The sequence below is a fragment of the Nocardioides sp. Root140 genome, from assembly GCF_001426745.1.
In the GTDB taxonomy this organism is placed as follows: Bacteria; Actinomycetota; Actinomycetes; order Propionibacteriales; family Nocardioidaceae; genus Nocardioides.
Genome location: NZ_LMFI01000014.1, coordinates 1 through 13965, shown reverse-complemented (window position 1 = coordinate 13965; position 13965 = coordinate 1). Strand labels below are relative to the sequence as shown.

9 protein-coding genes are annotated in these 13965 nt (G+C 63.2%); 3 read left to right on the top strand and 6 right to left on the bottom strand.

The window, feature by feature from the left end:
* Positions 1-195 precede the first annotated feature (195 nt).
* Positions 196-1971 carry a DUF262 domain-containing protein gene (locus tag ASD30_RS22365; RefSeq protein ID WP_056687434.1) on the top strand — a complete coding sequence of 592 codons (1776 nt, stop codon included), beginning with the start codon at positions 196-198 and terminating at the stop codon, positions 1969-1971.
* A gap of 63 nt (positions 1972-2034) precedes the next feature.
* Here ASD30_RS22365 and ASD30_RS22360 read toward each other — a convergent pair whose 3' ends face one another.
* The 4 genes from ASD30_RS22360 to ASD30_RS22345 form a co-directional block, all read right to left on the bottom strand.
* Positions 2035-4605, bottom strand: a complete 2571-nt coding sequence (locus tag ASD30_RS22360; RefSeq protein ID WP_056687432.1) for a UvrD-helicase domain-containing protein — start codon at positions 4603-4605, stop codon at positions 2035-2037.
* A gap of 663 nt (positions 4606-5268) precedes the next feature.
* The gene (locus tag ASD30_RS22355; protein WP_156393755.1) at positions 5269-5640 is read right to left on the bottom strand and encodes a hypothetical protein; all 372 of its coding nucleotides are present in this window, start codon (positions 5638-5640) and stop codon (positions 5269-5271) included.
* A gap of 150 nt (positions 5641-5790) precedes the next feature.
* Positions 5791-6906, bottom strand: coding sequence for a HigA family addiction module antitoxin (locus ASD30_RS22350; protein ID WP_056687429.1), 1116 nt, complete (start codon positions 6904-6906; stop codon positions 5791-5793).
* Between the two features lie 51 nt (positions 6907-6957).
* A complete protein-coding gene (locus tag ASD30_RS22345) occupies positions 6958-7266 on the bottom strand; it encodes a type II toxin-antitoxin system RelE/ParE family toxin (RefSeq protein WP_056687427.1) in 309 nt (102 codons plus the stop codon).
* A 360-nt stretch (positions 7267-7626) separates the two neighbouring features.
* On the opposite strand from ASD30_RS22345, the gene ASD30_RS22340 reads away from it, so the two are divergent.
* Both ASD30_RS22340 and ASD30_RS22335 read left to right on the top strand, forming a co-directional pair.
* A complete protein-coding gene (locus ASD30_RS22340; RefSeq protein ID WP_156393754.1) occupies positions 7627-10044 on the top strand; it encodes an AAA family ATPase in 2418 nt (805 codons plus the stop codon).
* 265 nt (positions 10045-10309) lie between these two features.
* Positions 10310-11599: a vWA domain-containing protein gene (locus ASD30_RS22335; protein ID WP_056687424.1), complete on the top strand. Its 1290-nt coding sequence runs from the start codon at positions 10310-10312 to the stop codon at positions 11597-11599.
* A 54-nt stretch (positions 11600-11653) separates the two neighbouring features.
* Here the strand turns inward: ASD30_RS22335 and ASD30_RS22330 are convergent, their stop codons facing one another.
* Positions 11654-12211: a hypothetical protein gene (locus ASD30_RS22330; RefSeq protein ID WP_056687422.1), complete on the bottom strand. Its 558-nt coding sequence runs from the start codon at positions 12209-12211 to the stop codon at positions 11654-11656.
* Between the two features lie 397 nt (positions 12212-12608).
* A complete protein-coding gene (locus ASD30_RS22325; protein WP_056687420.1) occupies positions 12609-13847 on the bottom strand; it encodes an IS256 family transposase in 1239 nt (412 codons plus the stop codon).
* Between the last annotated feature and the right edge of the window lie 118 nt (positions 13848-13965).

Genomic DNA, 13965 nt, shown 5'->3' with positions numbered 1-13965 from the left:
AGCGGACGTGGTGTCGCCGCCACGGCGAGGCGCCTGCCAACAAGGTACGGCGATCGGACGTGCTGGTGGTTCCGCAGCACGTGAGCTCAAGGTCTCAGCCTGCAACATTCGGTCGGCGAACTGATGGGACCGTAAGCGTGACTAGCTTTGGAGGTTGTGCCAGTCTGGCATCGACGCCGTCTCATGGGGGTATGAATGATTAAGTCTGCGAACCAGCACCCAGTCTTCAGTCTGATAAGTCACGAGGGAAACACCCACTATCGGGTTCCGCCATATCAGCGCGAGTATTCGTGGCAGAAGCCACAGTGGGAGGAGTTGTTTGACGACCTCGTGGAGTCTGAGAGCGCACACTTCCTAGGGACGATCATTTGCCTCAACTCCACGACCGACACGGTTGAGGCAAACGTTCTCGAGCTGATAGATGGCCAGCAACGGATGACGACCATCACTCTGCTGCTTGCCGCGATCCACGCCGTACTTGAGGCCCACAAGGAGGACCTCGATGACGACTCGCGTGCAGATCTTGCCAATCTCCGGCGCCAACTCATCCGGAAACAAGATGGTCAGCCTCGGCTGAGGCCCCAACGCCAAGGACACAACCTCGCCGATTATGTGACCATCCTGAACAACGCCGGGCTCCCGGTGGATCCGAAGCCGGTCAATTACCGGCCTCTGCGAAAGGTCGCACGGTGTTTTGCGCACTTCCAGAGCGAGATCAGCGACTACGCCGTCGACCAAGGGATCCCGGTGGTCGAGGCAGCGCAGCGAATCCTGTCCGCGGTATCGAGAGCGATCATCGTGAAGATCGAGGTCGACACGCATGCTGACGCTTTCGTGTTGTTCGAGTCGCTCAACAATCGGGGCATGCCGCTGACGCCCGTAGATCTCATCAAGAACCACTTGCTTGCCGAGTCCGAGCGTCGGAACGTCATGGACGTCGATGCGGCCTTCAAGGAGTGGAACACGATGTTGTCGAATCTCGGTGACAACTACGCGACCCAAGAGCGGTTCCTTCGCCACTACTACAACGCCTTCAAGGGGCAACTGCCACCTGTCGCGAAGGCCACCTTGGCAACTCGCTCGAATCTCATCCGGATCTACGAAGTCCAGGTGGCCGCCGGTGTTCGGCAGTTCCTCGACGGAGTCGTGCCGGCGTCCGCGGTCTATGGTCGCATTTCTGGCCGGAACTCACAGGAGTTGCCGTTGGACCGTGAACTAACGGCACTTGCGCGGGCTCAAGGTGCTCCTTCGTACGTCCTACTGTTGTTCTTGATGGTCGACCAGGCAAAGCGACGGTTCACCGACGATGACTTGGTCGCGGTAACCAGACTGTTGACGAACTTCTTCGTGCGAAGGAATCTGACCGGCTTCCCGCAGACTTATGCGTTGCCGCGCATCTTCATGGACATCATCGATGAGCTTGCCAACGATCCCGACGCGGACGTAAGCGGTGTGGTGTTGCAATCGATTTCTCCGCAGTCCGTGACCGACGACGCCTTCCGAGAGAGACTCCTCGGGCCGGTCTATGAAGACAACTCGGATGTCACTCGATTCATCCTGACGAGTCTTGCTGAAGACGCGATGACGAAGGAGAACACGCAGGACCTGTGGGGCCGGGAGAAGAACCACTACGTGTGGACGATTGAGCACATCCTTCCGCAGGGGCAGAATTTGCCTCCGGCTTGGCAACAGATTCTTGGGGGGGCAGAGGCTGCACGACAAGCTCAGGATCAGCACGTGCATCGGCTGGGGAACCTGACGATCACCGGATATAACAGCAGCCTGGGAAACAAGTCATTCGAGGAGAAGAAGCAACGCACGGACGCGAAGGGGAATTCGATCGGCTTCAAGAACGGCCTCAAGCTCAATGAGGACGTTGTCTCTGAGTCGGAGTGGACGGTCAAGCACATCGATCGACGCACCGAGAAGATTGCCCAACGAGTTCTTGATCGGTTCCCCCTGTCGATTTGAATCACCGACGACGGTCACGCACTGTGCGCATGGCGAGATCTCTAAGGTCGGGGGGTGGGCGCCTCAGTACCTCTCTCGGGCGTCGGCTTGGGCTAGCTGACCACCCTTCCGGGTGTACGTGCACTTGGGGAAGGCGCTGCAGCCCATGAATGCGCCACCGTCGGACTTGCGCTTGCGCGTGACTAGGACGCCGCGGCCGCACTTCGGGCAGGGCTCTGAGAGCTCAACGGTGCTGAGCGGTGACAGCTCAAGGAGCTTGTCCTTGAGCAACTCGGTGATGAAGGCCGACTCGCGACCTCTCACCCCGATCAGAGTGACGTGGCGGCGTGCTCGAGTGAGTGCGACGTAGAAGAGTCGTCTTTCCTCGGAGTGCGGGTATGGGTCGGCCTCGGTCATCGCCAGTGAGAGCACCGGGTCGTCGACAACCTCACTTGGGAATCCGTAGGTGCCGGAGGAGACGTTGGGAAGAACGACGTAGTCGGCCTCCAATCCCTTGGAGGAGTGCACCGTCCGGAAGGTCACCTTCAGCTCATCGGGAAGCATTCGTGGCATCAAGTCACGATCGAACCGGTAGCGACCCAAGACGTCCACCTGGACTTTGCCGGACGGTCCGGGACGCACTTCGCCGCATCGCACCTGTTGAGCCAGGTTGGACAGCACATTGGTGAGCGCGGCCTCGACTTCCTCCGGCTTGCCGAGCCTGACAAGCGACATCTTGGGTCCGTAGTCGGAGTGGCTCGAAGAGACCTTCTTGGTGAGCTGGCGCGGGTTCTTGGCGACGAAGTTGCTGGCGGTGTCACAGATCGACTGAGGCGAGCGGAAGGTGGTCTGCAGTTTGAGGGTTGGCCCGTCGCCGAACCACTTGTTGAACGACGTCATCACTGACAGGTCGGCGCCGGCGAACCTGTTGATGGACTGCCAGTCGTCACCGACCGCCAGTAGGTAGCGATGTGGCTTGTCGACGAGCGCCCGTGCAAGCCGTGCCCGCGCTTGGCTGGCGTCCTGGAACTCGTCCACGAGCACAAGGTCGTAGCCCATGTCGACCTTCCCGGCCTCGAGGTGTTTGGCTGCCTCGACGAGCATGTCCTCGAAGTCGATCGAGTCGTCGGCGGCCAGGCGGGCTTGCCACTCATCGTGGATCTGCCAGTAGAGGTCGAGGAAGATGCCAGCGCGGTATTTCTGAATGCCGGTGGACGTCATGAGCCGCGTGTCGAGGTCATTTCGCGTCAGGGAGTTGGACTTCACGTGTGCCATGAACGACCTGATCAGCCGCGCAAGATCCTCGTGCTTGACAGGTTTCGCGCCCGGAATGGATCGATCGGGGTTCCAGTCGAGCTCGAGACCCTTCGCCTTGAGTTCCGCCGCGAGCGGTTGGAAACCGCTCTGGTCGATGATCTTGGCCCACGTGGTCTCGATCAGGTCGGTGCCATGACGATGGTGGAGAGACTTCTTCCAGGCCATGCCCTCGGCGTACCCCTTGAACTCCTTGGGCGGGCGACCCTGGTGATCGAGTGCCCAGTGCTCATGCCAGACGTCGACCTTCGGGTAGTAGAAGTCGGGACGGTACTGCGAGTGCTGGGCGTCAGCGACGTCGTATGAGTAGGGCCGTTCGTACTCGTACTTCACGCCGTTGAGGAAGAGGAAGTCGGCGACCATCCGCTCGCCCTGGCTCTTCACGGTCTCGCCGTTGAATGTGCGGAAGCCGGTCTCCTTGGACTTGAAGTCATAGCTGTCCGGCTCACCACCTGCGGGTTCGTCGGCCATGCGCGCGAAGAGCAGGCGATAGATGTCCCACTTGAATCGGAACTCCTGAGAGCTGTCCCGGAGCTCGTCGACGATCCGGCTCACCATGGCGACGTCCTGGTTCCCGCTGAGCCACGACGCCAGCCTCTTCTTGCGGCCCGTCGCCTCGCCGATCACTCTGAGCCCGAACGAGTGGAACGTCGCGGCCTTCAAACCCGAGCCATCAATGCCCGCAGTGCTCAGCCTCGTGTCCACGCGCTCCTGAAGTTCGGTGGCAGCGTCCTTGTTGAAGGCGAGCAACAGGATGCGCTCGGCCGGCACGATCCCACGCATGATCGCGTACGCCGCCCGCGCGACCATCACGGATGTCTTACCGGAGCCTGCCGCGGCGACGACCTGCACGCGGTTGTCGAACGTGACAACCGCCGCGGATTGTTCGCGGGTGAGCGGTTGCGTCTCGATGGTGCCGAAGAAGGACTGCCGGCGACCCAGCTCGTTGACGAGAAACTTCGCGTTGGCGGCGGCGATGGTTTTGTCCGCGCCGTGCTTCACATACTCGAGGAGTTCGCGAGCCTCCGCGCCAGGTTCATCATTCCTCGAGAGCTCGACGAGTGCGGGGGAGGCCTTTGGTCGTGCGGATGGCCACTCAGCACGAGTGTCGCGAGAGATCCAACGTTCAGCCGCGTTGGCCTGAAGGATTCCGTCGTTGACCGCTTGCTTCCACGCCCGGTGCTCCTCGAGCGACGGTCGGGCTGCCGCCTCCAACTCGACCAGTGCCTGAGCAGCGGCCTCTTGCCTGCGGAGCGCCATGGCAGTCCGGTAGCGGACAAGCGCGATCGTGGACACAACAACGAGAGCCGTGAAGATCAGGGCCATCAGCACGGTCGTCATGGATCCCTCCGCCCATCGAGTGCCTCCTAACACGCTAGACCGAAACACCCGTAGACAATGCGGAATCGATCGCCAGTCCCCAGCCCTGGGTAGCGAGGTAGGAAACTCGCGTGACACCTGGAGTTCGGGCGCCGTGCCCGATTGGTGATGCAGACTGACCTTATGGAATGGACCATGGAGAGCCTGCTCGCCAACGGGTTCAAGGGGTTCGTGCGCTTCGCGGATCTCCCATCGGCCGGGGTTCCTCGCGGTCCTGGGGTCTACGTCGTACTTCGTGACGCTGCGACAGCGCCCGCATTTCTGAGTGTCAGTCCTGCAGGTTGGTTCAAGGGCAGGGACCCGTCGGCGCCGGTTGCGGCGCTCGAGCGGGCCTGGGTTCCCGGCTGTGCCGTTCTCTATATAGGCAAGGCGGCTGCCGGTACGACAGGTCGACGCGGGGTCGCGAAGAGACTCGATGAGTTCCGACGACATGGCGCGGGTGCACCGGTGGGTCACTGGGGCGGCAGGTACCTGTGGCAGCTCGTCGACAGCGATGAGTTGCTTGTCGCATGGAGAGAGACCCCTGACCTGGATCCTGAGGACGTCGAGTCGGATCTGATCAGCCGGTTCGTTGCAGATTGGGGCGTCAGACCGTTTGCCAACCGCAAGGACGGCCGTGCGAGGTCAGCCGTCGTACGTCAGCGTGATGGGTCGGAGTGAGGCAACGGCGACTCCAGGCAGGCACGCGAGCGCTGCGCAGACGAAGGACGACCGCTTGATGTTCAGATCGTCGGCAGCGAGGAGTTCGCGGTTGGTCAAGGTCCCTTGCGTGGTGAGCCGCTCCCAGGCAACCTCGAGCATCCACGCTGGGACGTGCTGTGGTCCCATCCCGGTAGCGCGTGACTTCTCCGTCTCCACCCGCAGACCGTCGTCTTCAATCGCCGTCACCCAGTTCGGCTTGCCGTTGGCAAGCGTGTGGAGCGGCCCGGTGCGGGGGAGATAGTCCCGGAGCAACGTCAAGAGCTCAGTATTTAAGCGGTTCGGCTGATTGATCACGGACAGAGCCTGACACTTGTTGCCGCGTGATGGGTACATACGCGGTGGTTAGACGCAAGTCGTCCGCTGCCAGTTCGTGCGCAACCCCGCTCTCCGGAATCGCAAAATATGCCCCGGCCTCAGCGGTGGGTTTGGGCACGCTCTCATTTCCTACCCAGGTGACCGTGTGAATGTGTCGCTGAGGTCCACACACAGGTGATTTCCGAACTTGTAGTCGAGCAGTCTCATGCGGTGCATCTGATGCACCGCAACACCTGGCGACACTCCGACCTCGCGTGCGATGCGCGCGATCGCGCCGTCGGACGTGTGACCTTGGAATGCCTCCAGCCCGGCCTCTCCGAACAACAGGTCCCGGGCAAAGCCGTTCGCGTTCTTCTCCGCGACGCTGTTGCGCTGCTTCTCAGATTTGAAGTCCAGGTGCATCTCGCCTCGTGGGTCGTTCAGGACGTGGCCAATTTCGTGGAAGAGGGTCCAGATGATGAAGCCGTCCTTACCCCATCGACCTGTTTGCTGAATGACGGGAACCTTCTTGTCGATCCATCTGGTCATTCCAAGGAGCGGAAACTTGGCTGGCGGCTCCACCACCACGAAGACGACGCCGACTCGGGCGAGCATGGCTGCAAGGTCGTTCAAGAGGTCCGAATCGGACCAAGCCGCACGTTCGCGAAGGTCTGGCAGGATGCTTCGCAGGCTGGCGGGGTCGTAGCTGTACCTTCGGCCGGCCTCGTAGTGCTCAGTTTGTTCTCCGGCGCGCAGCCAGGTCGATAGCAGCGTTGAGTCGATGGTGATGTCGGCTGCCTGCTTGAGCGCGGCTAGCGCGTAGTCCCCCTGACTCGCGGTTTCGTTGAGAAGTTCGTAAGCACCCCACGTGCCGCAGCGGTGGAATGTCAGAAAGTCGGAGACCAGTTGTCCCGGCTTGGTCTTGGTCGCAGTCGTGGCGCCGATCTTGCGCAGGTACTTCGCGGCTTCTGTGTCGATCCGGTCCGCATGCGTGGCCAGCTCTTGTTCTTCAGCGATTCGGGCTTGGTCCGCTTTGTGCAACGCTTCATATCGGAGCCACGCGTCCGCGGGTATGCCAACGACGCGTTCAAGTCGCATGGCGGTGTCGGCGGTGATCGGTGCACGCGCGTTGATGATTTCGTTGACCTGCTTCCGACTGCATCCAAGCATGTCGGCTACCCGCTGCTGGGACAGACCGTTCTCGTCGATCCATTCCTCTAGGTAGGCGCCAGGGGCGACTGCGTAGTTGGTCGTGGTCGTGGTCATGGTCTTCACTCCTCTCGGCTCTGTCTGTGCCACTAGCTCGATACCGATGGGTCAGTGGTAGTCGGTGATGTCGGTGACGGTGACCAAGTCGGCTTCCCAGGTCTCCCCGTCTCCTTCGGGGCGGATGACCAACCGGTAGTTGTCGCTCACCTTCCCGGCCCAGTGCCCCGGAAGATCAGCCTTCAACTCGTGCCACTTCCCGAGCGGGTCATTGGTAGGCAAGTCGCCCACCGTGTCCGCAGCCTCCAACGCCTTGATGCGGAGCGGGAGCTTCTTGGCGATGTCCGCCCGCTTCCGCCGCATCCAAGCGTCGTCGGTACACAACCGTTCAAGCTTCGGGTCGTCATACTCGACTCGCACAGGCTGTCACCGATCTCGTTACACTCTACAACGTCTTCACGTGCATCATTCCCGATGTGAGCAGTTGAACACGGATGCGACTCGCCTCACTGAGACATCAAGTCGGAGTGGGGCCTCGCGAGCCGTCGGGATCAGTCGCCGCACAACAGATGTACGGAGAACAAGGGGAGGACCGCGCCTTAAATATGGATCTGGCCAGACCTTCCAACGTCCGGCACCCGATCGAGGCTGCCAGGCAAATCGGTACTTCATTTTCGGAACCGAGAGCCTCACCCGCTGGACAACAACTTCATGTGACGTGAGCTCACCAGATGCCTGCGCGGGTCGGTGTACACGCACCAGGCTCCGAAAGGCCACACGATGCGACTGCGCACGATCTACGCCCGCTTCTACCGTTCGCTCAATTATGACTACCTACGCGCCTCCCACGACGGCTTCGTCGCGGAGCCGGGGGACTCAACCCCGGACGGCAACGACTACCCGTTCGTGAGCCTCGACCTGGAGCCGGACATCACGACGGTCGTCGGGGGCAACGAGTCGGGCAAGAGCCAGGTGCTGCGCTCGATCAAGGCAGCGATCAACGGCACCGGCATCGCACGTAGCGACTTCTGCCGTTACTCGCCCTTCTTCGGTGCAGACGCCGTCATGGTTGAGCCCGAGTTCGGCGCGCTCTACACCGACCTGGACGCCGACGACGTGTCCGTCATCGAGAAGATGACGGGTGAGCCCGATCTCGGCGCCGTCAGCCGCCTCGCCATCTTCCGCATGAACCAGACCTACAAGTTGCGGTTGTACGTAGAGGTTAAGGGCCGGTGGTCCGAGGCCATGGACATCAAGAAGCCGACGCTCACCGCCGCCCTGGGTGTGCCGGCGATCACCGAAATCGACGCCGACGTCCCGCTCCCCAACGCCATCCCGTGGGACTTCCTCGTGAACGGCGAGCCGACGCGCGGCCCCAGCGGCCACAGGATCACGTCCCTGCTGGAGCAGCTTCAGGCGAAGAAGGCCTGGTTCAGCACGGCCACGACCGTTCAGGGAGCGGCAGCTGAGATCGCCGAAATGTTTGCCCCCAGCGTCATCGCGGAGGCCGTGGACGGCAACCTGCTTAAGCAGTACCAGCTCGGCGCCGATCTGCTGTTCAAAGTCGCCAAGATCGAGCCCGACCAGATCGCCGAGCTCAAGAACGCCATCAAGAGCAAGACCGGATACGCCTCCAGCCTGGTCGACCGCATCAACGAGAAGATCGCCAAGGCGCTCAACTTCCCTAACTGGTGGTCCCAGGACTCCCAGTTCGAGCTTGTCGTGTCGGCTCTGGAGTTTGACCTTCAGTTCGAAATCCGCGACCGCACAGGCAAGTCCTACAGCTTCGACGAGCGCAGCGACGGACTTAAGTACTTCCTGTCCTACTTTGTGCAATACCTGGCCCACGAGCCCGATCCACACGCCAAGTCCGAAGTCCTCCTTATGGACGAGCCTGACCGGTTCCTGTCCTCCTCGGCCCAGCAGGACCTCCTGCGCATCTTCGAGGACTTTGCGCACCCCCAGGATCCCAACCGCGTGCCGGTTCAGGTCGTCTACGTCACCCACTCGCCCTTCTTGATCGACAAGAACGACGCCCGCCGGATCCGCGTCTTGGAGAAGGGCGAGTACGACGAGGGCACACGCGTGGTCAAGAGCGTCGCAGCCAACCACTACGAGCCGCTTCGCTCGGCCTTCGGCAGCTTCGTCGCCGAGACCACCTTCATCTCCGGGTGCAACCTGGTCGTCGAAGGTCCCTCCGACCAGATCCTCATCGCCGGCGCTACACGATGGCTCAAGCGCCGCAACGCCCCGGCCCGGGACCGCCTCGACCTCAACGCCATCACCATCGTCCCCGCCGGCGGCACCCAGCACGTGCCCTACATGGTCTACCTGGCCCGCGGCCGCGACGTCGAGAAGCCCGCGATCGTCACCCTGCTGGACTCCGACACGGCAGGCGACGAGGCGCGCAAGCGCCTCCAGAAGGGCGCCGCGCCCGGCAAGCCACTCATGGACGACAGCTTAGTCCTCCAGATCGGCGACGACCGGCTCACCGTCAAGACCGACAGCCCGTCCGGCGCCATCGCGATCGAAGACCTCTTTCCGACCAACATCGCCATCGACGCCGCAGCGCGGTACTGCCGCGAGTTCGTCCCTGACATCGACGTCCACGCGCTCGAGCTGGCTCCTGCCACGATCTTCTCCGGCGCCAAGGCGGGCAGCAAGGGCATCCTCACGGACTTGGAGGCAGCGATCGGCGCCGCCACTGACCACCACGACTTCCATCTAGACAAGATCGCCTTCGCGCGCTGCGTCGTGGAGATCCTGATGGGAGAGGACGACTCGGCCCAGTCCCGCCTGACCACCGACGACGACCTCGAACTCGCGGAGCAGAACGTCCAGCAGTTGCTCTCTACTCTCGCGCGCCTCCAGCGCGCAGCTGTCCGGGCCGAGAGCGTCGACCGGATCTCCTCGCGGATCAACCGCATCAAGCGTGAGTTCACCCGCACCCAGAAGGGGACGGCGCGACGCGAAGACGTGCTCGATCTCATCGAGCAGATCGAAGCGCAGCTGGACTTCTCCGCCGAGTCCGACGCTGTCAAGGAGTCGATGGCCCGCTGGCGCGAGATATTCAGCCTCAACGCCGATCCCCGCGAGGAGATCGAGGACTACGACGCCCTGGACAAGGCCATCACCAGCCTCGCGTACCAGGCGATCCGCGACTCCGAAGCCCAGCCGGCCGTGACAGACCCGCAGTAGCCCCGAACCAACGTGAGGGTCCCCTGCTCGTGGTTCAAATCACCGGTGCACGACGCTCGGAGGAGGACGGAAGAGCTCATACCAGGCGCGTCATAGTGGGGGATTGACGCACCTGGTCCGAGCCAGTCCGTCATCCTCCAGGCAATGTCGGTGGTCCCGGCAATGATGTGAGCAGACGTCACGACAGGCCTCATCGCAGGCCAGTCTTCCGGCGGTCACCAGCGCGACGGGGGGATCCATCGCGCACATCACAAGGGGGAACACCATGAAGTTCAACGCATTGCTCGACATCAATGTCGTCGCCCACGAGGCCGATGAAGAGGTCGCCGTACTCCTCGAGCTCGAGGCGCCGACCGCAGCACACGACGCGGCTCGGCCGCAGGCTTCCTTGCAGGTCGTGCTCGACCGCAGCGGTTCGATGGGCGGAGCACCGCTCGAGGGCGCCAAGAAGGCGCTCATCGCCCTGGTCCGTCGTCTCGAGCCGACCGACAACTTCGGACTGGTCACGTTCGACAGCTCCGCACAGGTCGTCGTACCCGCCGGTTTGCTGACCGACAAGGACACGGTCATCCATCTCATCGAGCATGTGCGGTCCGGTGGCACGACGGACCTGTCCGCGGGCTACCTGCGCGGGCTGCGCGAGATCCGCAGGGTCGCGACCGCCGGCGGCACGGTGCTGGTCATCTCCGACGGCCACGTCAACGCGGGCATCTCGGACGTCGACGAGTTCTCCTCGCTCACGGCGAAGGCCTACAGCGAGGGCATCGTCACCTCGACACTCGGCTACGGGAGCGGCTACGACGAGACGCTCCTGTCCGCGATCGCCCGCGCGGGGTCCGGCAACCACGTCTTCGCGGACCACCCCGACGGGGCCGGAGCCGCGATCGCCGGTGAGGTCGACGGTCTGCTCAACAAGGTGGTGCAGGCGATGTCGCTGACGGTGCGCTTCGAGTCCTCGGTCGAACTGCTCAGGATCTACAACGACCTGCCCGCCCAGCAGATCGGAGACGGCACCGTGATGATCGAGCTGGGCGACCTCTACGGCGAGGAAGCCCGCAAGCTGCTGCTCAAGTTCAAGGTGCCCGCGCTGGCCGGGCTCGGGCTGGCGAAGATCGCGACCCTGGAGCTCTCGTACGTCGAGCTGCCGGGGCTGGTCGAGCACGTCGTGACGCTGCCGATCAACGTCAACGTGGTGCCCGGTGACGAGGCTGCCGGACGGGTCGCGCACCCGACGGTGGTGTCGGAGGTGCTCTTCCAGGAGGCGCAGGACGTCAAGCGGCAGGCCTCGGAGGCGTTCGAGCGCGGCGACCTGGAGAGCGGCAAGCGGCTGCTCGGTGAAACCAAGACCCGGCTGACGAAGTCGCTGGAGGCCGCACCCGACGAGCTCAAGCCCGACATCCGGGCTGAGCTCGACGAGGTCGACCGCATGGACGTCATGACAGACGATGTCGGTGCGGCGTACATGTCGAAGATGAGCCGGGAGTCCTACCACCGAGGCAACCGCAAGCGCGGCCGCGGTCGTCAGGACGGCGACACCTCGCGCGACCATTGGTGAGCAGTGTTCCTGGCCTAACTCGGATCGTGCTTCCGTGCAGTGGAACGCCGGCGGTCACAAGTCGAGGTGCGTCCCGCTGATTGGCGCGCCTTCGAGGCGAGCGAGGTGCCTGTCGAGAACGGCTTGAACAGCTCGCATCTCGGGGGAGTCCTGGCTGAGCCCGACGGAAGCCAGAAGTCGTTCCCGTGCGGGGAAGTACTTGTCTCGGAGAAGTCTCGCTGCTTCGTCCGGCTCGTTGCGCGCCAGCGAGGGGTTGCAGGTGATGTTCCATGCGTTGTCCACCAACTTCACCAGGCGGCCCAGCGGATCGGCACAGGATCGGGTGATGAGGTCGTTGTACGGCTCGCCGGCCTGCTTGGAGACTGATTCCACTGCGGTGACGACGAGCGGCGCGAAACCCGACTCCAAGAGGCTCTCTGGCGTGACGGGCACGGACGCCTTCCTGGTGTCCTCGATAACGTCGTGGAGCCACCCTGCTGCCTCGGCGTCTGGGCCGAAGACAGCTGCCGCTTCGGCGATGGGTGTCAGATGGGCGTCGAAGTAGTCACGCTTGAGCTTGTCCTCCTGGCCCTTGTGCTTCTCTCGGGCGAACTCGGGTGCGTCGGCTGACATGTGCTTCTCCGGTGGTCGAGTGGTCAGGGGTCACGCAGAGAGTGCTGCTCGTTCCGATCGCTGGCAGCTCCCTTGATGACACGATCATCTTCGATGGGAGCGTCGTGGGAGGGGGTTTGCCTCAATTCACTTTGGTTGAAGGGTATGTCCGAGAAACCACTGACACAGGTCGAGCTCGACCGGCAGGATCAGGCGACAGAGCCCCGTGGGGTGGTGGGCTTTGAGGTGATCCTCGGTGCCTACGCGTCGCTGCACTCGATGGCGGCGACGGGGTCAGTATCCACGGTGTCGTAGAGCTTGGCCATGGATCCCTCGGACAGGTTGTTGGCCATGGTCACCACGTCGACTCCCNGACAGAGCCCCGTGGGGTGGTGGGCTTTGAGGTGATCCTCGGTGCCTACGCGTCGCTGCACTCGATGGCGGCGACGGGGTCAGTATCCACGGTGTCGTAGAGCTTGGCCATGGATCCCTCGGACAGGTAGCGGCGGTCGCCGGCGATCCATTCGTCGTGCATGTCGATGAGCACGGCGCCGACGAGACGGATCACCGCCGCGGGGTTCGGGAAGATGCCCACGACCCGGCTGCGGCGCTTGATCTCCTTGTTGACCCGCTCGAGCGGGTTGGTCGACCAGATCTTGCGCCAGTGCTCGCGAGGGAAGCCGGTGAAGGCGAGGACCTCGGCCTTGGCGTCGTCCATGTAGGGACCGATCTTGGGCCACCTGACAGCGAGTTCGTCGCGGGTCTTGTCCCACGCGGCGTGGATGTCTTCGGGCTTGGCCTGGGCGAAGATCATCCGGAACGCCGCGGCCACGTAGTCGACCTGTCCCTTCGGGACATGAGCCAGGAGGTTGCGTGCGAAGTGGACTCGGCACCGCTGGTGCGCTACGCCCTGGAACGCACGGCTGAGGGCTTTGACGAGGCCGGCGTGCTGGTCGCTGATCACCAGCTTCACGCCCGCGAGTCCGCGTTGCTTCAGCGAGTTGAGGAACCCGCGCCAGAAGACCTCGTCTTCGCTGTCGCCGACGTCCAGGCCGAGGATCTCCCGCTCACCACGGGCGGTGACGCCGGTGGCGACCACGACGGCCATGGACACGACTTGGCCGCCCTTGCCGGGCTTGTTGCGAACGTGGAGGTAAGTCGCGTCGAGGTAGATGTAGGGGAACTCGACGTGGTCCAGGCGCCGGGTGCGGAACGCGCCGACGGTCTCGTCCAGGGCTGCGCAGATCCGGGAGACCTCGGACTTGCTGATCCCGGTGCCGCCCATCGCTTCGACCAGGTCGTCGACCGAACGGGTCGAGATCCCGTGGACGTAGGCCTCCATCACGACCGCGTACAGCGCCTGGTCGATGCGGCGGCGGGGCTCGAGGATGATCGGGAAGAACGAGCCCTTGCGCAGCTTGGGGATCCGCAGCTCGACATCGCCGGCCTTGGTGGTCAACATCCGCGAGCGGTGACCATTGCGCTCAGCGACACGGTCCTCGGTGCGCTCGTAGGGTGCCGCACCGATGCGTTCGGTCGCCTCGAGCTCGATCAGCTCCTGGAGCGCGACGCGGACCGAGTCGCGGATCAGATCGACGCCATCGCCGGCGCGGAATGCGTCGAGGATCTCGGACAGGGCAGACTGGGATAAGGCCATCGGTGGCTCCTTCAGGTGTGTGACTTCGCCGTCCACACCGAAGATCCCGCCGATGGCCGTCTACGTCTTCACGCCTCGCCGCTGGCCCTCAAACCCCACCACTCCCAGGGACTCTGAC

Bases quoted from the DNA above. Each gene is read 5' to 3' on its own strand.
- ASD30_RS22365 (WP_056687434.1), top strand. From the start codon at position 196: ATGATTAAGTCTGCGAACCAGCACCCAGTCTTCAGTCTGATAAGTCAC.
- ASD30_RS22360 (WP_056687432.1), bottom strand. From the start codon at position 4,605: ATGACGACCGTGCTGATGGCCCTGATCTTCACGGCTCTCGTTGTTGTG.
- ASD30_RS22350 (WP_056687429.1), bottom strand. From the start codon at position 6,906: ATGACCACGACCACGACCAACTACGCAGTCGCCCCTGGCGCCTACCTA.
- ASD30_RS22340 (WP_156393754.1), top strand. From the start codon at position 7,627: ATGCGACTGCGCACGATCTACGCCCGCTTCTACCGTTCGCTCAATTAT.
- ASD30_RS22335 (WP_056687424.1), top strand. From the start codon at position 10,310: ATGAAGTTCAACGCATTGCTCGACATCAATGTCGTCGCCCACGAGGCC.
- ASD30_RS22330 (WP_056687422.1), bottom strand. From the start codon at position 12,211: ATGTCAGCCGACGCACCCGAGTTCGCCCGAGAGAAGCACAAGGGCCAG.
- ASD30_RS22325 (WP_056687420.1), bottom strand. From the start codon at position 13,847: ATGGCCTTATCCCAGTCTGCCCTGTCCGAGATCCTCGACGCATTCCGC.